The organism is Rhodococcus sp. NPDC059969, from assembly GCF_042738325.1.
In the GTDB taxonomy this organism is placed as follows: domain Bacteria; phylum Actinomycetota; class Actinomycetes; order Mycobacteriales; family Mycobacteriaceae; genus Rhodococcus_F.
The window spans coordinates 250,569-269,016 of sequence record NZ_JBHWUF010000004.1; the positions used below are offsets into that span (position 1 = coordinate 250,569).

Genomic DNA, 18,448 nt, shown 5'->3' on the forward strand with positions numbered 1-18,448 from the left:
TCGTTTGAGTAGGCTGTAACGATGGCTGACGTCCCCGACATTCGCATCGGCACTGCAGAACGCGAGCAGGCACTCGATCTCCTGAGCGAGCACTTCGCTGCAGGGCGCCTCACCGTCACGGAATTCGACGAGAGAAGCGGAATCGTCAGTGCCGCAACAACTCGCAGTGAACTCGTGCCGGTGTTCGCCGATCTACCGGGCAACTATCAAGCCCCCGGCACAGCTCCCCTGTCGATGGTGACGCCTCCCTACGCACCGGCGGAGCGAGGGTTCAACCCCGACTGGTCCGGACGGATCATGGCCGTCATCCCGATTCTCGCGGTGATCCTGTTCTTCGTCACCGGTACCTGGTTGTGGTTCCTCGCCATTCCCCTTGCCGGTGCGCTGCTGTTCGGCACCGACAGGGAACGCAAAGCCAAGCGCCGCCGCGAGCGGGGCTCCGACTGATGGAGCCGATCGAGATCAACGCAGGTGGCTGGTATCTGCGGGCGTTGCGCGCAGACGAGCGTGTGGACGACCGCCCAGCGCTTGCCGACGGCGGTATCACCAACCCCGAGTACGTGAGTCAGCGGAGCGTTCAGTGGCACGAAAACAGCGTCTACTCCTGGGCCGTCTGCCAACCCAACACCGGTGAGCTCCTCGCCGAGGTCGTTCTGACGCCTCTCGACTCCACTGCCCTTCTCACCGGCTGGGCCCGCGACGGGCACACCGAGGCACTCGCGACAGCTGCCGAGGCCGTCACGAGGTTCGCGGAAGGTGCACTCGGACTCGTTGTCGTCGAGGGGCAGACGAATTGAAGAACAGCCGATACTGGCCGCTGGCGATAGCCGTGGTCATTGCTCTGATCATGCTGTTCTCTCCGGGCTCCACCGTGCCGTCGAGCCCGGAGAACACCGACAAGATCACCCACACGTTGATGTTCGCGGTGTTGGCGATCACCTCGCTGCACGCCCGGATCCCGGCGTGGCTCACGGCGGTGTGGTTGGTGATCTTTGCCGCGACATCGGAGGTTCTTCAAGCAGCGCTGCCCATTTCGCGTTCGGGTTCGATCTGGGACGGCACCGCCGACCTGCTCGGCATTGCCATCGGAATCGGTATCGTCAGCCTCGTGATGCGGCGTCGAAGCGCCCGCGACGACGAGCCGAGCAGGTCCTGATCAGCTGAGCAGGTTGCTCCGCAATTGTTCCTGGGTCGACGCGTCGATCTTCAAGCCGTCGGTGAAGTAGGCCTCGATCGATCCGTGGACCTGCGCAAGCTCTGCCATCGACGCCTCCAGGTACTCGCGCCTGACACCGAGGACACCTTCGAGCAGGGTGGGGTCGATACCCTTCGCCTCGAATCGTTCGAGGAGTGGCGCGAACATCGGCAATAGAATCTTGTTGGTTTCGAGGTAGTCTGCGAAGACCGCGTCCTCGGAGGCACCCAGGAACAGCAATAGCGCGGCCGCTGCCCAACCCGTGCGATCCTTGCCCGTGGTGCAGTGAACTAGTGCCGGCGAACTGGACGGCTGCGCCAAGTCGACGAACAGTTGCCGGTACGACGCGACTGCACTCGGCAAGGTCACGAAATCGCGGTAACTTCCCTGGAAGTATTCGAGTGCCTGGCCGCTCCCCAACGCTTCGGCAGCGAATGCCGGGTCGGCGATCATCTGCTGCATCTGAGCTGGAATGGCGCGATACTGCTTGTCCGCCAACACGTCCAGGCCGAGTTCCCGGATACCGTCCGGTGTCAGGTCCGGCGCCGTCTCACGTTCGGATTCGGTGCGCAGATCGTAGATCGTGACGATTCCCAGATCGGCGAGGGTCTGTGCGCCCTCCGCACTGAGCGACGCCAGGTCCGTGGAACGAAACACGCTCCCGGTGCGAACGGTGCCACCGAAGCTCGATTCGGGGCCACCGATGTCTCGAAGGTTCGCCAGTGACGGTACGACGGAAGACAAGTTCGGAGTATCGGTCATACCTATGAATGTATCGGTCGCCAGATAGCGTGATTAGGAAAAGGGTGGCCGGAGAAACAAGATCGAGACACATCATCTCCCGTAATTGCTGCGCTACAGATCCGTAACATGCTCAAGTAATCCTGTGGACATGCCTACAACGAATTCCAGTGGTCTCGGAGCCTTCGATGCGCTCGGTGACCACCAGGCAGTCGCGGCGCTGCTCGAGTGTTGCCATTCCGCCGTATGGGCACAGGAAATCGCCTCGTCTCGCCCGTTCACCGATCTGGAAGCTCTGTTCGACAAAGCAGATGCGGTGCTGGCCGAGCTTGCCGAGTCCGAGATCGACGACGCTCTGTCCGGCCACCCACGAATCGGTGAGCGAAGCGAGAGCGCGTCCTCGACCCGGGAACAGTCAGGCGTTTCGTCCGCGACAGAAGACGAACTCGCGGAACTTCGGCAGAAGAACGCCGAGTACGAGGACAAATTCGGCCATGTTTACCTGGTCTGCGCGTCGGGGAAATCTGGAACGGAGCTCCTCGACATCCTTCGAGGTCGTCTCCGAAACGACCCGGCGACCGAGCGTTCCGTGCTTCGAACCGAATTGGCCGCCATCAATCGGATCAGACTTGCCCGTCTGATCGATTCACTCGCCGGAGGCGCAGCATGAGCAAGTCCCTGAGCACGCACGTTCTCGACGCGACGACGGGCAATCCCGCGGCGGGGATTCGCGTCGAACTTCGTGATCGAGGCGGCACCACGATCACCACTGCCGAGACCGATTCCGACGGCCGCATCCCCGAACTTGCTCCGGGCGGCCTGACCGCCGGTCACTACACCCTGACTTTCGACACCGGAACGTATTTCGAGACCAACGGACAAGAGAACTTCTACCCGGAAGTGACAGTGACCTTCCGGGTGGACGACACCGCACGGGGCTATCACGTCCCATTGTTGCTGTCGCCCTTTGCTTATTCCACCTATCGCGGGAGCTGAACACGTGACTACCGAAAACATCACAACCGGCAACATGACGACTGGCAGTACGAACACCGACCGGTTGAGCGGATCCATCGAACTCTCGGGCCACCAGTACGGCAAAGCGGAAAATCGGGTAGTCCGAATCTATCGCGATACTCCTCGTCACGAGATCCACGACATCAACGTCTCCACCTGCCTGCGTGGAGATTTCGCCGACGCGTACCTCACCGGCGATCAGTCGAAAGTTCTGCCGACCGACACGCAGAAGCAAACGGCCTATTCCTATGCCAAGGAAAAGGGTCTGATCTCGATCGAGACGTACGGACTCGAACTCGCCCGTCATTTCGTCGACGACATCGAACCAGTCAGTGGCGCACGGATCGAGATCGAGGAATATGCCTGGGAGCGTGCGGTTGTCGACGGGAGCGAGCACGACTACACCTGGATCCGGAAGGGTCAGGAAGTTCGAACGGCGTCGATCACCATCTCCGATACCGGGACATGGGTGATCGGCGGCTTGAAGGACCTGGTGATCCTCAAATCGACCGGTAGTGAGTTCTCGGGTTTTCTCGAAGATCCGTACACGGTTCTCGAGCCGACCGACGACCGGGTCATGGCAACGACGTTGGTCGCCCAGTGGCGCTTCGTCACCACCGACGTCGATTGGGAATCGGTCTACGTGGGCATCAAGGCACAGATCGTCAAACAGTTCGCACAGGTACATTCACTTGCCCTGCAGCAGACGCTCTTCCACATCGGTAAGGCAATTCTCGAGGAATTCCCGATCATTGCGGAGGTTCGACTCTCGGCACCCAACAAGCATCATTTCGAATATGCACTCGGCCGCTTCGGTGTGGAGAACGACAACGAGGTGTTCCACGCTGCGGATCGTCCCTACGGGCTGATCCAAGCTGCGGTCAGCCGATCCGACGCGCCGGACGCGGGACCGTCCTGGACCACCTATGCCGGTTGGTTGTCGTGACCGAATCAGCCCCAGGGGCAACACTCGTCGTCGCAGGCGCCCATGTGGTCACGATGGACGGTGACCGCTCCGAGTACTCCGACGGCTATGTGGTGATCTCGGGCAACAAGATCATCGACGTCGGCGCCGGAAAGCCACCCGAATACCCGGGTGCGCAGGTGGTCGACGGGAGTGGTTGCCTGATCACGCCGGGTCTGGTCAACACACATCATCATCTCTACCAATGGATCACCCGAGGCCTGGCCGCGGACTCGACGCTTTTCGAGTGGCTGACCACCCTGTACCCCGTCTGGGCGGGTATCGACGCCGACGCCGTACACGTGGCGGCCACGGGCGGGCTCACCTGGCTGGCAAAGACCGGGTGCACGACCACCACCGACCACCACTACGTCGTTCCCCGCGATGCCGGGGACGTTTTCGAGGCCGAGATCAATGCTGCCGCACAGGTCGGTCTCCGATTCCATCCGTGCCGTGGGTCGATGGATCTCGGCCAGAGTTCCGGCGGTCTACCACCGGATCACGTCGTGGAGAACCTCGATGACATCCTGACCGGAACGCAGGCCGTCGTCGATCGCTGGCACGACCCGAGTCCCGGATCGATGCTGCAGATCGCGGTTGCACCCTGCTCACCCTTCTCTGTGACGGAGTCGTTACTCCGCGAGTCCGCGACGCTGGCGCGTGAAGCAGGTGTTCGGATGCACACGCATCTGGCCGAGACGTTGGACGAGGAAAGCTTCTGCAAAGAGCTCTTCGGTTGCACACCTGTCGAATACATGGAACGCGTCGGCTGGGTGGGCCCGGACGTCTGGTACGCACACGCAGTCCATCTCGACGACGCCGGTATCGAGACGATGGCGCGAACCGGAACTGCGGCGGCGCACTGCCCGACCTCCAATGCGCGACTGGGAGCCGGTATTGCCCGTGCCGTGGATCTGGTGAACGGCGAGGTCACCGTGGGCCTCGGTGTGGACGGTGCGGCGAGCAACGAAGCGTGCAGCCTGATCGAGGAGTCGCGTCACGCACTTCTGTTCGCTCGTGCCAAGGGCGGCCCGCAGGCGATGACCGTGCGAAAAGCATTGGAACTTGGCACTGTCGGCGGCGCACGAGTTCTGGGCCGAGAGAGCGAGATCGGATCGATCGAGGTCGGGAAGCTTGCCGACCTGGCGGTGTGGAAGCTCGACACCGTCGCCCATGCCGGCATCACCGATCCGGTGGCGGCGCTCGTACTCGGCTCGACTCCCCCGTTGAAGTTACTGCTCGTGAACGGTCGAATCGTCATTGCCGACGGCCGAGTCACCACCGTCGACGAGGATGTCGTGGCCTCGGATGTCGCACGAGCACACCGCGACCTCCTCGGAAAGGCGTGACGGCGCGATGGATCTGCACAGTGTCGACGAAGTACTGGTGCCGCGAAGCCGAGCCGAGATCCCCTGCGCATCACCCGGAATCGGGTTCATCGGCGGTGGCACCTGGCTCTACTCGGAACCGCAGCCACACCTGACCACGCTCGTCGACCTGTCGGGCCTCGACTGGGAAGCCGTCGAGGTCAGCGATCACGGTATCGAGATCGCGGCCACCTGCACCATCGAGGAACTCTGCCGCGCCGAACTACCCGCGTCGTGGACCGCCGCACCGCTCTTCCGGCAGTGCGCCGACGCATTGCTCGCATCGTGGAAAGTGCTGCGATACGCGACAGTCGGCGGTAACATCGCACTGTCCTTCCCGGCCGGCGCCATGACGACGCTGTGCACTGCCCTCGATGCCGATCTGACGATCTGGCGCCCGGACGGAACCGAATACTCGTTACCCGTAGTCGAATTCGTCATCGACGATTCTCGAAACGTCCTCGGCCCCGGCGAGATCATCCGCAGTATCCGGATTCCCGCACATGCACTGACCGCACGTACCGCGATGCGGAAACTGGCGCAGACGTCGCTCGGGCGCTCGGCCGTCGCCGTGGCCGGCCGGTGCGGCGTCGACGGTTTCACCCTGGCGGTCACCGCTGCCACCCGGCGTCCGTACGCTCTGAAATTCGACAAGCTCCCCGACACCGCTGCACTCGCGAATGCGTTGCGCATCAGGATTCCGGAAGACGCCTACTTCACCGATGTTCATGGAACTGCGCCATGGCGGCAGGCGATGGCTGCGCTCCTCGCCGAAGAAATCCGAGGTGAACTGGAATGAAGTACTCGGTGGACGGAGTTCCCCGCGACGACCAACCCCGCCCTGGGCAGTGCCTGAGAACCCTCCTCCGCGAGCATGGAACGAACTCCGTCAAGAAGGGGTGCGACGCCGGGGACTGTGGGGCGTGCTCGGTGCTCGTGGACGGGCACCCGACCCACTCGTGCATCTTTCCAGCCCATCGCGTCGACGGCCGCGAGATCGTCACCGCAGCCGGTCTCGGTACACCGGAGAGTCTGCATCCCACTCAACAGGCCTTCGTGGATGCGGGCGGCTTCCAATGTGGTTTCTGCACAGCAGGAATGGTGGTCACGGCATCGGCACTGTCTCCGGAGCAGAAGACCGATCTCACCTGCTCGATGAAGGGCAACCTGTGCCGCTGCACTGGGTACAGATCGATTCGTGACGCCCTGGCGGGTACTGCGAACACGGAGACGGCCGCGTTGGGCTCGGCCCAAGGCCGTTCGATCGCCGCGCCGGCTTCCACTCGAATCGTCACGGGTACCGAGCAGTTCACGATGGACTTCGCCCCGGGCGAGATGCCGAACGGCTTGCTTCACACCGCGGTGCTCGGGAGTCCGCACGCACACGCGCACATCACCGGGATCGACACGGCAGCAGCCGAAGCGGCGCCAGGCGTCGTGACGGTACTCACCTTCCGTGACAGTCCGGACGTGTTGTTCTCGACTGCTCGGCACGAGGACCGCAACGACGATCCCGACGACACACGGGTGTTCGATCGCACTCTCCGTTTCCGCGGCCAACGCGTCGCCGCGGTCATCGCCGAAACCCCTGAGCAGGCTTGGCGTGCCCTCGCCCTGATCGAGGTGGATTACGAGGTCGTCGACGCGGTTTTCGAACCCGACCGTGCGCGCTCCCCCGGCGCTCCGCTCCTGCACGGTGACAAGGACGAGAGTTCCCGGATCGCCGCGGCCTCCCGCAATGTGGTTGCAGCACTTCACGATGGTGTCGGTGACCTGGATCGCGCGCTGCAGGATGCGGCTGCCGTCGTCGAGGGCACCTGGCAAACCGCACGGGTCCAGCACGTGGCATTGGAAACCCACGGCGCAGTGGGATGGCTCGACGAGGATGACCGCCTCGTCATCAGAAGTAGCACGCAGGTGCCGTTCCTGGTTCGGGACGAGTTGGCCCACATCTTCGACCTCGACCGCAGCCGCATCCGCGTGTTCGCCAAGCGGGTGGGCGGAGGTTTCGGCGGGAAGCAGGAACTACTCACCGAGGATCTGGTCGCACTGGCCGTCCTGCGAACCGGCAGACCCGTGACCTACGAGTTCAGTCGAAGCGATCAGTTCACCCTCGCACCGTCGCGGCACCCGATGCGGGTCTCGGTACGTGCCGGCGCCGACGCCGACGGCACCCTCACCGCGCTCGCCATCGACGTCCTTTCCGACGCCGGGGCGTACGGGAACCATTCGATCGGAGTCATGTTCCACGGTTGCGCCGAATCCATGGCGGTCTATCGCGCTGCGACAAAACGCGTCGACGCCGAGGCGGTTTACACGAACAACGTTCCGTCCGGGGCCTTCCGTGGTTATGGACTCGGTCAGATCATCTTCGCCGTCGAGTCGGCCATGGATCAGCTCGCGGAGCGTCTCGGCATGGACCCCTTCGATTTTCGGCGGCGCAACGTCGTCCTGCCTGGAGACGACTTCGTCGACTGGCACATCGAAGACGGCGATCTCGAGTTCGGCAGCTACGGGCTGGACCAGTGCATCGACCTCGTCGACGGTGCGCTCTCGAGCGGACGCGGAGAACAGGCACCGACCGGGTCCCGTTGGAAGACCGGCCAGGGCATGGCGATTGCGATGATTGCGACGATTCCGCCGCGCGGTCACTTCTCCGACACCTCCGTCACACTCGAGGCCGACGGTCGGTACGTCGTGAACATCGGGACCGCCGAGTTCGGCAACGGAACCACCACGGTTCATCAACAGATCGCTGCCACGGAATTGCGGACGACAGTGGATCGCATCAGGATTGTTCAATCCGACACCGACGCCGGTGGATACGACACCGGAGCGTTCGGGTCGACGGGAACGGTAGTTGCCGGAAAGGCTCTCCTGATCGCCTGCGAACGCCTCCGTGAGCGGATACTGACCCGCGCTGTACGAGTGAGCGGGCACGGAGCGCAGGTCCGCGATCTTTCGCCGAACGGGGTCGAATCCTCGCTCGGTTGCATCGATTTCCCGACACTGCTCGAAGGCGGCCCGCTCACCGCGGACGGCCGTCACGACGGAACACCCCGCTCGGTCTCCTTCAACGTCCACGGTTTTCGCGTCGCCGTCGACACGTACACCGGCCGGGTGAAAATTCTACAGTCCGTTCAGGCCGCCGACGCCGGAACCGTCATGAACCCGGCCCAGCTCCGAGGGCAGGTGGAAGGTGGTGTGGGACAAGCCCTGGGCGCTGCACTGTCGGAGGAAATCGTCATCGAGGAAGGCCGGGTGATCAATCCGCAGCTGCGCAATTACCACGTTCCACAGATCGGGGATCTGCCGATCACCGAAGTACTGTTTGCGGACACGTACGACAAGCTGGGGCCTTTCGGCGCAAAATCGATGAGTGAAGCACCCTTCAATCCGGTGGCACCGGCGTTGGCAAACGCAATCGCGAATGCGTGTGGAGTTCGGATGTACTCCACTCCGATGACACCGGACCGGGTGTGGGGCGAGATGCAGAGACCCTAAGTCTCGCGAGCAAGTACGCGCTCGACTGCATCGACTGCGTCGTCCAGCTCTCCGGTGGTCACGGTCAACGCGGGCCGGAATCGGATTCCCCTCTTCCCGGTGGGCAGAATCATCACGTGCTCGTCTTCTCGTAGTCGCTGCACGACGCGATCGCGAAGGTCGCTGTCTGCCAACGTGATCGCGCACATCAGCCCACGACCTCGCGGCTCCGTCGCCGCCGCGTACTGTTCGCAGACTTCGGTCAACCGGGCAAGGAGATGCGCACCCGTGAATCGCGCCCGGTCGATCAGTCGGTCCTGCTCGATGACTTCGAGTATTCGCCGGGCACGAACCATGTCAGTGAGGTTGCCACCCCACGTCGAATTGATCCGGGAACTGACGTGAAACACGTTGTCGCGCACCTCATCCACGCGACCACCAGCCATGATGCCGCACACCTGCGTTTTCTTGCCGAAAGCCACCACATCCGGATGCAGACCCAATTGTTGGTAAGCCCAGGCAGTTCCGGTGATTCCGCACCCGGTTTGCACCTCGTCGAGAATGAAGAGGGCGTCGTTTTCGTGGCACAACTCCTGCATCGCCTGCAGAAATTCCGGTCTGAGGTGATGGTCGCCGCCCTCACCCTGGATCGGTTCGGCGATGAAACAGGCGATGTCGTCGGGGTTGTCGGCAAAAGCTCGGCGCGCTTGCCCCAGAGCTTGCCTCTCGGCAGCTTCGACATCGCGGCCGTCTGCCAGGTACGGCGAGTCGATACGTGGCCAGTCGAACTTGGGGAATCTCGCAACCTTGCCCGGTTCGGTGTTGGTGAGCGACATCGTATATCCACTGCGGCCGTGAAAAGCCTCGCTCAGATGCAGGACCTTCGTCCCCAGATCTCCTGACAATCCACGACTTTCGTTCAACCGACTCTTCCAGTCGAAGGCAACCTTGAGCGCATTTTCCACCGCAAGGGCTCCGCCGTCGACGAAGAACAAGTGTGGAAGTGCCGAATCCCCCAGGACGCGAGCGAAAGCCGCAACGAAGCGCGCCATGGGTTCGGTGTAGATGTCGGAATTACTCGGCTTGTTGGAGGCCACGACGGCCAACTCCCGCTGGAACTCCTCGTCGCCTGTGATCGCCGGGTGATTCATCCCCAGGGCGGAAGAGCCGAAGAAACCGAACATGTCCAGAAACTCGGTTCCGTCCCGCAGGTCGCGGAGATAGGAACCCCTCGACCCTTCGACGTCGAGAATCAGATCGAATCCGTCGACGAGGATGCTGGCCTTCAACACCTCGTAGACCGGAAAGAGCGCACTGTCACCGAAGTCTCGCATCGCAGTACTCATACGCGAAGATTATGTCAATTTTACGAAAGTGTCGATAGAAGACCGTAAAAGTTACTGAACACCCGTCATTCGTCGTAAAAAGTTTGTAGGATGATGGTGCTTCGTGTGTTGACGTTGGCTGCCGTACGGATCTCCTGCAGCAATCGCTCCAACGCCCGAGGTGACGCCACCCGGACCAGGAGGACGTAGCTTTCACTCCCGGCTACCGAGTGACACGAGACGACCGCCGGCAGATGACGCAAGCGAGCAGGCGCATCGTCGGGCTGCGAAGGATCGAGAGGAGTGATGGCGACAAATGCGGACAAATTGTGACCGAGTGCCTCCGGATCGATCTTCGCCGAGTACCCACGAATCACCTTGCGAGATTCCAAACGACGCACTCTCGACTGGACTGCGGAGATCGAGAGTCCAGCCTTCTCAGCAAGACTCGCGAGAGTGGCACGCCCGTCCAAGACCAATTCGCGCATCAAAAGACGATCGGTTTCGTCGACCGGAACACCGGCAACGTCACTGGTTTCTGTTTCTCGCACCTGCGCAGGCTAACGCAATCGGACATTCGTATGGTTGAAACCTGGGAGCTACGTGCACGGTTCGCTGCGACACTTGCACGGATGTACGGCGAGGAGGTCCCCGCTTACAACACGCTGGTTGACGTAACGCTGCAGGTGAACCGTAACTTTGCCGCGGCACATCCGGATTCTGCGGAGCGTCTGGGCACTCTCGCGCGGGTCAGTGCCGAGCGTCACGGGGCCATCAGGCTGGGCACCCTCGACGAACTGCGTGACGTGGCCATCGTCTTCGGCGGATTCGGTATGTTTCCGGTCGGCTACTACGACCTCCGGCTCACGGACTCCCCTATTCCTGTTGTCTCGACAGCATTTCGTCCGACCGATCCCGCCGAACTCGCCCGGAACCCGTTTCGCGTTTTCACCTCGGTACTGACCATCTCCGATTCCAGGTTCTTCGACTCCGACCTCGAGCGTCGGATCACTGCGTTTCTGCGTCGCCGCACCCTGTTCTCTCCCGAACTTCTTCAATGGGCACGGCAATCGAGCCGCGAGGGCGGCCTGCCAGAGCCCGAGGCGACACACTTCGTCGACGCGGCGACCTCCGCGTTTCGGCTCGGCACCGACCCCATCGACGCGGCCTGGTACCGCGAACTTGCCGCGATCTCACCGGTCGCTGCAGACATTGCGGGGCAGGGCTCGACACATGTCAATCACCTCACCCCGCGGGTACTCGACATCGACGAGTTGTACCGCCGAATGACCGAGCGCGGCATCACCATGATCGACCGCACTCAAGGCCCGCCGAGATGGAGTGGACCGCCACTGCTTCTGCGGCAGACGTCGTTTCGCGCATTGGCCGAAGACAGGCGCTTCCGCCGGCCGGACGGATCGATCACCACAGAACCGGTCCGCGTCAGATTCGGTGAGGTGGAGGCCCGCGGTATCGCATTGACCCGCAGCGGTCGAGAGATCTACGACCGACTGATCACCAGGCCGGAGGATGCACACTGGGACAGGGAATTTCCGCACTCCGAAGACGGGCTCGATGCGGCGGGGTTGGCCTACTTCACGTACCGAAACGAAGGATCGACGCTCGTCCGCGATCCCATCGTCTACGAGGACTTCCTACCGGCCTCCGCGGCCGGCATCTTCGCATCCAATCTCGATTCGGTGACCGGATTCGTTTCCGATGCGCCCGGCGCCGAATACGGGCAGGATCGATTGGAGGGCGCCATCGACCGCACCATCGAAGATCCGTTCGAGCTGTACCACGCACAACAAGAGGCGTCACGTGCCGCGCTTTCTCCCGCCTACAACCACAGCCGCCCATAACCACTGCCGCCTACAACAACAGAGGACTCCCCAGTGAACCTGCCTGATTCTTCGAGCCTCGCCGATCGCGCCGAAAGCGCCCTTGCCGCGTGCGGTGTCGAGTGGCCCACCGGCGACCTGAGCGCACATACCCCGATCACCGGTACGCAACTGCGTACCGTTCGGCAGCACTCCGCTAGAGAAGTCGACGACGCCGTCGACGCGGCGCATCGCGCGTTCCTCACCTGGCGCACCGTCCCCGCTCCGGCGCGCGGCGCGGTCGTGCGCCGGCTGGGCAGCCTTCTTACCGAGCACAAGGAGGACCTCGCGGAGATCGTGACCCTCGAAGCAGGCAAAGTCACCTCGGAGGCTCTCGGCGAGGTACAGGAGATGATCGACATCTGCGAGTTCGCCGTCGGTCTCTCCCGGCAGCTCTACGGACGCACCATGCCGTCCGAGCGTCCCGGACACCGGTTGACGGAAACGTGGCACCCTCTCGGCGTTGTCGGAGTCATCTCCGCGTTCAACTTTCCCGTCGCGGTGTGGTCCTGGAATACCGCCATCGCTCTCGTGTGCGGCGACGCCGTCGTCTGGAAGCCTTCGGAGACCACGCCGCTGACTGCACTGGCATGTGACGCCCTCCTACGACGCGCCCTCGCCGACTGTGATGCACCGATCGACGTGCACCAGTTGATCATCGGCGGACGCGATGTCGGTGAGGCCTTGGTGGACAACCCACTGGTGGCCTTGGTCAGCGCCACCGGTTCCGTGCGAATGGGCCGCGCCGTGGCTCCGCGGGTCGCCGAACGCTTCGGGCGAAGCCTCCTCGAGTTGGGTGGCAACAACGCCGCAGTCGTCACACCGTCGGCAGATCTCGAGCTTGCCGTACGCGGAATCGTGTTCTCCGCCGCCGGAACTGCGGGGCAGCGCTGCACCTCACTTCGTCGGCTCATCGTGCACGAGTCGATCGCCGATCATATCGTCGAGCGCGTTGCGGCCGCGTACGCCCAGCTAGGGGTCGGCAGTCCCTTCGATTCCGGTGTTCTGGTCGGGCCGCTGATCAACGAGGCTGCGTTCGAAGCGATGCAGAAGTCCCTCTCGGCCGCGCGCGCCGACGGCGGCACCGTGGTGTGCGGCGGCGACCGCGTCGGCGATTCCGGGTTCTACGTGACGCCCGCTCTCGTTCGTATGCCCGCACAGACCGAGGTGGTACGGGCGGAGACGTTTGCACCCATTCTCTACGTCTTGACATACGCCGATTTCGACGAGGCCATCACGCTGCACAACGGTGTACCTCAGGGACTTTCATCCTCGATCTTCACACTCGATCAGCGTGAAGCCGAGCGTTTTCTCGCCGCCGACGGCTCCGATTGCGGTATCGCGAACGTGAACATCGGAACGTCGGGTGCGGAGATCGGCGGCGCTTTCGGCGGGGAGAAGGAGACCGGTGGCGGTCGCGAGTCGGGTTCGGATTCGTGGAAGGCCTACATGCGCCGAGCCACCAATACCGTCAACTACTCGGACCAACTGCCGCTGGCTCAAGGCGTCGAGTTCGGCTGAACGCCTGCTGGGCGAAATCGGTGATCGCGTCGATCAGCTCCGGGAGCGCCGACAACTGCGGTGCGTGATCGGTGTCCAGGCTGACCACCTGGGCGCCGGGGACAAGTCTCTGCATGGCACGTTGAGCCTCGATCGGCACGGTTCGATCCAGGGTGCACTCGACATAGCGCCTCGGCACGGTTCCGAACCGCTCTTCGGTCCAGACCGGGGCCATCAGGCGGGCGGACTCCAATTGTGGGACCAGCATGCGCGCTGCACCGATCGCATCGGCGACCGGCGCTTCGTGGAAGAACACGGCGGCACCGGCTTCCGGCGGAACTGCCGTTGCGTCGCCGTCGCCGACGGGAACCAGCCAACGCGAGATTCCGACCGGACTTGCCAAACCGACTTCTGCACAAAGCGTTCCGAAATCCATCTGCGACGGCAGCATCATCCCTGCGACATACACGAGACCCGTTACTTGCGAAGGTATCCGCTCGGCCACCTGTGAGGCCACGATGCCGCCGCCCGAGTGGCCGACCAGGACTGCCGGCCCGTCCAATGACTCGACCACTGCCACAACATGTTCGGTAACAGCGGCAAGATCGATCACGTCGTCGGGGTTCCAACTCCCCGTGCCGGGAAGCTCCACCACGACAGGATCGAAACCGGCGGTCTTCAAAGGGCCACACACACGCTCCCAGACCCAACCACCTGCCCAGGCGCCGTGTATCAACAAGATGTTCCGAGCGCTCACTGCTTGACCTCGAACTCTGCCGCCGCAAGCACCCGAGCCGCCTCACGAACTGCGGCGGTATTGGACCTTCCCTGCCTCGACCCGGCCAGTTTGGCCTTGATGTGATCGCGAACGGTGATGGGTTCGTATTCCAAGCCTGAGTCGTCCTGAAAACTCGGCAGAGTCGCAATGACCGCGTCGACGTTTCCGTCGTGAAAAAAGGCCGCGGATCGCCGACGCTTGATGGTGCCGTTCACCACCGGCGGCGCGACCCGGTGCAGAGTGGACATCCACCGATCGTTGGTCAGTCGGGCGGTGAGATCCCCGAGGTTGACCAACAGCGCATCGTCTTCCGGCCAGACGTCGTGCCAGCGTCGGTCGCTCCCGAGCACTTGCAAACCCTCGACCTGATCCGCCCACAACACGGTGACCAGCCCGAAATCGGTGTGTTCCCCCATTCCCTTCAACTCGCCGTCCAATGTCACCGTCCCCTGCGGCAATGCGTAGTTGTTCATCCGCAGTACGTCGATGGAATGGTCGGTGATCGACTCGAAGAATCCCGGGGCCAGACCCAGCGCATCTTCGAATATGGTGGTCAGTGTGTGTGCCACCCGCACGCCGTGGGCGTAGTAGTCCTCTACGCGCTCCCTGAATCCGCGAACAGCGGGCCACAGGTTGATTCCGTAATCCTCCTCCGAGAGTTCGAGTTCGGTAAACAATCGAGCTTCGGTTCCTACGTTGAACGCCTCGAAGAAGTCGTTCATCCGAGTCTCGGATTCGACGCCGAGACTCAGGCTCAGCGACTCGCTCTTGGGCGGGCTGTACCCACGATTCGCGCCCTCGATTCGGTAGCCCGACTTCGTCTCCATCGGCAACCGGAAGAAGTCGTCCATCGCTTCGGCGAGGCCGGAAGAAACAGCGGCCGGAACACCGTGGCCCCGAATCTGCATGAAACCTACAGCCCGACAGGCATGGTCGACTTCGACAGCCACTCGCGCCCTGTCCTCGTCGGCGCCTCCGAGCACGTAAGGCGAGATGTCGACGACGGGAACTTCGAAAATTTCAGACTGTGACGATGGCACTGGCGTCTCCTGCAGAGCTGGTAGCGGGTTCAGTATGTGCAGTGGAGTGGAGGCTCTCGCGTGATCGCCTGGCGAGTTCACCGAGCCTGGTGTGGTTGAACAGTAGATTGAGCGAAAAAGCCGAGGCCGCAGCCAAGGTGATGCCGCTACCGAGGAGGATCTGGGCCGAGGACGGGAAGCGCTCGAACATGCCCTCCGCAAATTCCGGCAAGATACCGATCCCCACGGATACGGCGGCGATCGTGGTGTTGATCGGGTCGCTGAGGTCGACCTTGCGCAGTGTATTGATTCCGACGACCGCGACCGTCGAGAACAAGATGATTCCCACGCCGCCGACCACCGGATCAGGAAGGGCGGCAACCACTTCACCCATTCGCGGGATCAGACCGAGGACGATCAAAATGGCGCCGCTGGTAGCGGTCACGTACCGGCTGTACACCCGGGTAGTGGCAACGGCGCCGACATTCTGTGAGAAGACGGTGTCGACAAACGCGTTGAAGATCCCGCCCAGAACTCCCGACATACCGTCGGCCACCAGCCCTCGTGCGAGATCTGCTTTCTTCAAAGGCTTTCCGGTGATCTCGCTGACGGCGAGCATGCTGGCCGTCGATTCGGCGAAGACGACTGCCATGACGATACTCATCGCCACCACGGCGGTGACGGGAAACTCCGGAGCGCCGAAGTGGAACGGCATCGGGAAGCCCACCCAGGCCGAGCCGCCGACGCCACTCAGATCGATCAGACCCATCGGGATGGCGATCACGGTACCGATCACCAGTGCCATCAGTACACCGAGTTGCGTCCACATCCCGCGACCGAGGCAGATGAACGCCACCGCGACCACAACGACTGCGGCAGCCAGCGCCAGATTCTTCGGATCGGCGAACGACGGGGAGGTCGGGTCGTTTCCGACGATCAGTCCTCCCGCGACACCGATCAACGAGATGCCGATGACTGTGAGGACGACGCCGGTGACCAGGGGTGGGAAGTATCGGACGATCTTGGCGAACGGGACGGCCAAGGCGATGCCGACCACGCCACCGACCAGCATGGACCCGTACACAGCCTGCAGGCCGTACTCCTTGGCGATCAGAATCATCGGCGTCAGCCCGGCAAACGTCGCCCCGCAGACGATCGGCAGCCGGACACCGGCGACCTTCCCGACGCCCAGGCTCTGAATGATCGTGATGATGCCTGCAACGAGTAAGTCCGCGCTGATCAGCATCGCGACTGTGCTGCGGTCCAGCCCTACGGCGGCACCGAAAACCAGCGGAACCGTGATGCAGCCGGTGTACATGATGAGGACGTGCTGAAGAGCAAAAGCAGACTGGCGGGCAATGGGGAGCCGCTGGTCGACAGGATGGATGGCCATGCGCCGATCTCCGTCCGAAGCTGGAAGTGTTTCGTGTACGGGACTATTCAGCACGTCGATAATTTCTTACCGTGGTCGAATTTGTTTCGTCTGTGTAATCAAAACTTTCACCAGAGCACTGCTATCTTCGGCACATGGACGACGACCAGAAGGCGATAGCGACCGCAATCGGGGCTGCCGTGCGGACGGCGCGAAAAGAAGCCGGACTGACGTTGCGCGAGGTTGCCGTGAAGTCGGGCTTGTCGCAGCCCTTCCTGAGCCAGACCGAAAACGGCCACGCAGTACCCAGTGTCATGAACCTTCATCGCCTCGCGCAATCGCTCGGCACCACGGCGCACGCACTCTTGGCACAGGGTGAGCGAACTCCGTCCAGCCTCGTCCGCGCCGGCGAGGGGCGAACCTTCGAACTGGCACACGATTCGGTGATTCGATTCTGCTCCACCGGCTCACGGACCATGGAACCCAACGAGATCACGGCAGCACCTCATTCCGAGGCAGGTGAGCACACCGAGCACGCCGGCGAAGAGTTCATTCATGTTCTCGAGGGATCTGTCGAGGTCGAGGTTGGACTGGACGAGCATCACGTTCTTCACGTCGGCGACACCCTCCTCTACACCTCGACCATCCCGCACCGGTGGTTCAATCGCACCGATGCGGTCGCGAGATTCCTCATCGTGAGCTCACCTCCCTCGTTCTAGATGCGCGGCTGTAGTTCCACACCACAACCCCCGCTCACGGCTTACCCTGACAGCGTGACCATGTGGCCGGAACTTGCGCGCGAAATCGCCGACACCGTTCTGTTTCCCGTCGCCGACAGCGTCGACGCCGACGGAGAAATCCCCAGCAGCCATTTCGACGCGCTCGCCGCCGACGGCTTCTACGGCATCGCTGCCCTCGGGGACGGTGGCCCCAGCGGCGAAGAACTGGTCGACGTCCTCGAAACCTTGTGTGGCGGTTGCCTCGCGACGACGTTCACCTGGATGCAGCATCACGGCGTCGTCGGAGCCCTCGCAGCCAGTCCCAATATGTCTCTGCGCGAACAATACTGGGACGGCCTCGTTTCCGGCACGATTCGCGGCGGAGTTGCGTATGCCGGCGCCATCCCCCGCCCGCCGCTCCTGTGGGCGAAACGGGTGAACGACGGCTACGTCCTCGACGGAATCGCACCCTTCGTCACCGGTTGGGGCATCGTCGATGTTCTCTTGGTGTCGGCGCGGGACGAGTTCGACAATTCCATCGTTCATTCCGTTGTACCGGTTGGCGAAGCCCCGGGCCTGACGACCGAGGAGCTTCCCCTGATCGCGGCGCGCGGGAGCAACACCGTCCGAATCGTGTTCGACGCTTTCGAAATCCCCGATACCGACGTCTGTTCCGTCGTCAGCGACGAACAATTCCAGAGCACCCAGCTACCCGGCCTATGGCTGAACGGCGCGATGGCCATGGGCATCACCCGCCGCGCTGTTACCGAACTTGCGGATCTCGGCGTCGACGCCGGCGCTTTCGAAGAACAAGCCGCCAGGGCTCGCACAGAACTTGATTCCGCTTTGCGCGATCGAGGCGACATGTCAGCCGCCCGCGCCCGAGCGTCGGAACTTGCGATACGAGCGTCGGCCGCACTCGTGACTGCGACCGGAAGCCGCGCCCTGGTCGGCAGCAACACCCCCGAGCGGCTCATGCGTGAAGCCACCTTCACTCTGGTCGCGGCTGGTCGACCGGAGATCAAAACTGCTCTTGTGGAACGACTCAGCGGATATTGAGTATGCACGGTCGTGCTCGATTACGCTGG

The 18,448-nt window shown here is 62.7% G+C and carries 19 protein-coding genes; 13 read left to right on the forward strand and 6 right to left on the reverse strand.

Annotated elements, in window-relative coordinates:
- Nucleotides 1–21 precede the first annotated feature (21 nt).
- Genes ACFWAD_RS14955 through ACFWAD_RS14965 form a run of 3 tightly spaced genes read left to right on the forward strand, consistent with a single transcriptional unit; the run spans nucleotide 22 to nucleotide 1,156 of the window.
- Nucleotides 22–447 carry a DUF1707 domain-containing protein gene (locus tag ACFWAD_RS14955; protein WP_378544961.1) on the forward strand — a complete coding sequence of 142 codons (426 nt, stop codon included), beginning with the start codon at nucleotides 22–24 and terminating at the stop codon, nucleotides 445–447.
- Nucleotides 447–797 carry a hypothetical protein gene (locus tag ACFWAD_RS14960; protein WP_378544964.1) on the forward strand — a complete coding sequence of 117 codons (351 nt, stop codon included), beginning with the start codon at nucleotides 447–449 and terminating at the stop codon, nucleotides 795–797. Before ACFWAD_RS14955 ends, ACFWAD_RS14960 begins: the two co-directional genes overlap by 1 nt.
- Nucleotides 794–1,156, forward strand: coding sequence for a VanZ family protein (locus ACFWAD_RS14965; protein WP_378534119.1), 363 nt, complete (start codon nucleotides 794–796; stop codon nucleotides 1,154–1,156). Before ACFWAD_RS14960 ends, ACFWAD_RS14965 begins: the two co-directional genes overlap by 4 nt.
- Here the strand turns inward: ACFWAD_RS14965 and ACFWAD_RS14970 are convergent, their stop codons facing one another.
- Nucleotides 1,157–1,957 (reverse strand): tyrosine-protein phosphatase, encoded by an 801-nt coding sequence (locus tag ACFWAD_RS14970; RefSeq protein ID WP_378544966.1) that lies wholly within the window; start codon nucleotides 1,955–1,957, stop codon nucleotides 1,157–1,159.
- A 130-nt stretch (nucleotides 1,958–2,087) separates the two neighbouring features.
- On the opposite strand from ACFWAD_RS14970, the gene uraD reads away from it, so the two are divergent.
- From uraD to ACFWAD_RS15000, 6 genes are read left to right on the forward strand one after another with little or no spacing between them, the layout of a single operon-like run.
- Nucleotides 2,088–2,606, forward strand: coding sequence for a 2-oxo-4-hydroxy-4-carboxy-5-ureidoimidazoline decarboxylase (uraD, locus tag ACFWAD_RS14975; protein ID WP_378544969.1), 519 nt, complete (start codon nucleotides 2,088–2,090; stop codon nucleotides 2,604–2,606).
- The gene (uraH, locus tag ACFWAD_RS14980) at nucleotides 2,603–2,932 is read left to right on the forward strand and encodes a hydroxyisourate hydrolase (RefSeq protein WP_378544972.1); all 330 of its coding nucleotides are present in this window, start codon (nucleotides 2,603–2,605) and stop codon (nucleotides 2,930–2,932) included. Before uraD ends, uraH begins: the two co-directional genes overlap by 4 nt.
- Nucleotides 2,933–2,966: 34 nt before the next feature.
- Nucleotides 2,967–3,899 (forward strand): factor-independent urate hydroxylase, encoded by a 933-nt coding sequence (pucL, locus tag ACFWAD_RS14985; RefSeq protein ID WP_378534573.1) that lies wholly within the window; start codon nucleotides 2,967–2,969, stop codon nucleotides 3,897–3,899.
- A gap of 53 nt (nucleotides 3,900–3,952) precedes the next feature.
- The gene (locus ACFWAD_RS14990) at nucleotides 3,953–5,266 is read left to right on the forward strand and encodes an 8-oxoguanine deaminase (RefSeq protein ID WP_378545361.1); all 1,314 of its coding nucleotides are present in this window, start codon (nucleotides 3,953–3,955) and stop codon (nucleotides 5,264–5,266) included.
- A gap of 7 nt (nucleotides 5,267–5,273) precedes the next feature.
- Nucleotides 5,274–6,083 (forward strand): FAD binding domain-containing protein, encoded by an 810-nt coding sequence (locus tag ACFWAD_RS14995; RefSeq protein WP_378544975.1) that lies wholly within the window; start codon nucleotides 5,274–5,276, stop codon nucleotides 6,081–6,083.
- Entirely contained in the window at nucleotides 6,080–8,788 is a 2,709-nt protein-coding gene (locus tag ACFWAD_RS15000) for a molybdopterin-dependent oxidoreductase (RefSeq protein WP_378544978.1), read from the forward strand. The genes ACFWAD_RS14995 and ACFWAD_RS15000 overlap by 4 nt, the downstream gene beginning before the upstream one ends.
- On the opposite strand, the gene lat is transcribed toward ACFWAD_RS15000, so the two are convergent.
- Together lat and ACFWAD_RS15010 are read right to left on the reverse strand one after the other, a co-directional pair.
- Nucleotides 8,785–10,113: an L-lysine 6-transaminase gene (gene lat, locus ACFWAD_RS15005; protein WP_378544981.1), complete on the reverse strand. Its 1,329-nt coding sequence runs from the start codon at nucleotides 10,111–10,113 to the stop codon at nucleotides 8,785–8,787. The genes ACFWAD_RS15000 and lat overlap by 4 nt on opposite strands.
- A gap of 65 nt (nucleotides 10,114–10,178) precedes the next feature.
- Entirely contained in the window at nucleotides 10,179–10,643 is a 465-nt protein-coding gene (locus ACFWAD_RS15010) for an Lrp/AsnC family transcriptional regulator (protein WP_003940830.1), read from the reverse strand.
- A 30-nt stretch (nucleotides 10,644–10,673) separates the two neighbouring features.
- On the opposite strand from ACFWAD_RS15010, the gene ACFWAD_RS15015 reads away from it, so the two are divergent.
- Nucleotides 10,674–11,954, forward strand: a complete 1,281-nt coding sequence (locus ACFWAD_RS15015) for a 2-oxoadipate dioxygenase/decarboxylase family protein (RefSeq protein WP_378544984.1) — start codon at nucleotides 10,674–10,676, stop codon at nucleotides 11,952–11,954.
- Between the two features lie 33 nt (nucleotides 11,955–11,987).
- Nucleotides 11,988–13,493 carry an aldehyde dehydrogenase family protein gene (locus ACFWAD_RS15020; protein WP_378544987.1) on the forward strand — a complete coding sequence of 502 codons (1,506 nt, stop codon included), beginning with the start codon at nucleotides 11,988–11,990 and terminating at the stop codon, nucleotides 13,491–13,493.
- Here the strand turns inward: ACFWAD_RS15020 and ACFWAD_RS15025 are convergent.
- Genes ACFWAD_RS15025 through ACFWAD_RS15035 form a run of 3 tightly spaced genes read right to left on the reverse strand, consistent with a single transcriptional unit; the run spans nucleotide 13,444 to nucleotide 16,662 of the window.
- Complete coding sequence (locus tag ACFWAD_RS15025; RefSeq protein ID WP_378544990.1) at nucleotides 13,444–14,229, reverse strand: alpha/beta fold hydrolase; 786 nt, start codon at nucleotides 14,227–14,229, stop codon at nucleotides 13,444–13,446. The two genes, ACFWAD_RS15020 and ACFWAD_RS15025, sit on opposite strands and share 50 nt — an antisense overlap.
- Complete coding sequence (locus ACFWAD_RS15030; RefSeq protein ID WP_378544993.1) at nucleotides 14,226–15,290, reverse strand: isopenicillin N synthase family dioxygenase; 1,065 nt, start codon at nucleotides 15,288–15,290, stop codon at nucleotides 14,226–14,228. Before ACFWAD_RS15030 ends, ACFWAD_RS15025 begins: the two co-directional genes overlap by 4 nt.
- Nucleotides 15,271–16,662 (reverse strand): uracil-xanthine permease family protein, encoded by a 1,392-nt coding sequence (locus ACFWAD_RS15035; protein ID WP_378544996.1) that lies wholly within the window; start codon nucleotides 16,660–16,662, stop codon nucleotides 15,271–15,273. Before ACFWAD_RS15035 ends, ACFWAD_RS15030 begins: the two co-directional genes overlap by 20 nt.
- Before the next feature lie 134 nt (nucleotides 16,663–16,796).
- Here ACFWAD_RS15035 and ACFWAD_RS15040 point away from each other — a divergent pair, with 134 nt between their 5' ends.
- Nucleotides 16,797–17,360: a helix-turn-helix domain-containing protein gene (locus ACFWAD_RS15040; RefSeq protein ID WP_007727247.1), complete on the forward strand. Its 564-nt coding sequence runs from the start codon at nucleotides 16,797–16,799 to the stop codon at nucleotides 17,358–17,360.
- 60 nt (nucleotides 17,361–17,420) lie between these two features.
- Nucleotides 17,421–18,419 (forward strand): acyl-CoA dehydrogenase family protein, encoded by a 999-nt coding sequence (locus ACFWAD_RS15045; RefSeq protein WP_378534577.1) that lies wholly within the window; start codon nucleotides 17,421–17,423, stop codon nucleotides 18,417–18,419.
- The last annotated feature ends 29 nt before the right edge of the window (nucleotides 18,420–18,448 follow it).

What these genes read in the sequence shown, in the direction of transcription:
- ACFWAD_RS15035 (WP_378544996.1), bottom strand. Translation starts at nt 16,662, where the DNA reads ATGGCCATCCATCCTGTCGACCAGCGGCTCCCCATTGCCCGCCAGTCT.
- ACFWAD_RS14970 (WP_378544966.1), bottom strand. Translation starts at nt 1,957, where the DNA reads ATGACCGATACTCCGAACTTGTCTTCCGTCGTACCGTCACTGGCGAAC.
- lat (WP_378544981.1), bottom strand. Translation starts at nt 10,113, where the DNA reads ATGAGTACTGCGATGCGAGACTTCGGTGACAGTGCGCTCTTTCCGGTC.
- ACFWAD_RS14995 (WP_378544975.1), top strand. Translation starts at nt 5,274, where the DNA reads ATGGATCTGCACAGTGTCGACGAAGTACTGGTGCCGCGAAGCCGAGCC.
- uraD (WP_378544969.1), top strand. Translation starts at nt 2,088, where the DNA reads ATGCCTACAACGAATTCCAGTGGTCTCGGAGCCTTCGATGCGCTCGGT.
- ACFWAD_RS15015 (WP_378544984.1), top strand. Translation starts at nt 10,674, where the DNA reads ATGGTTGAAACCTGGGAGCTACGTGCACGGTTCGCTGCGACACTTGCA.
- pucL (WP_378534573.1), top strand. Translation starts at nt 2,967, where the DNA reads ATGACGACTGGCAGTACGAACACCGACCGGTTGAGCGGATCCATCGAA.
- ACFWAD_RS15040 (WP_007727247.1), top strand. Translation starts at nt 16,797, where the DNA reads ATGGACGACGACCAGAAGGCGATAGCGACCGCAATCGGGGCTGCCGTG.
- ACFWAD_RS14990 (WP_378545361.1), top strand. Translation starts at nt 3,953, where the DNA reads ATGGACGGTGACCGCTCCGAGTACTCCGACGGCTATGTGGTGATCTCG.
- ACFWAD_RS15045 (WP_378534577.1), top strand. Translation starts at nt 17,421, where the DNA reads ATGTGGCCGGAACTTGCGCGCGAAATCGCCGACACCGTTCTGTTTCCC.
- uraH (WP_378544972.1), top strand. Translation starts at nt 2,603, where the DNA reads ATGAGCAAGTCCCTGAGCACGCACGTTCTCGACGCGACGACGGGCAAT.
- ACFWAD_RS15000 (WP_378544978.1), top strand. Translation starts at nt 6,080, where the DNA reads ATGAAGTACTCGGTGGACGGAGTTCCCCGCGACGACCAACCCCGCCCT.
- ACFWAD_RS14960 (WP_378544964.1), top strand. Translation starts at nt 447, where the DNA reads ATGGAGCCGATCGAGATCAACGCAGGTGGCTGGTATCTGCGGGCGTTG.
- ACFWAD_RS14955 (WP_378544961.1), top strand. Translation starts at nt 22, where the DNA reads ATGGCTGACGTCCCCGACATTCGCATCGGCACTGCAGAACGCGAGCAG.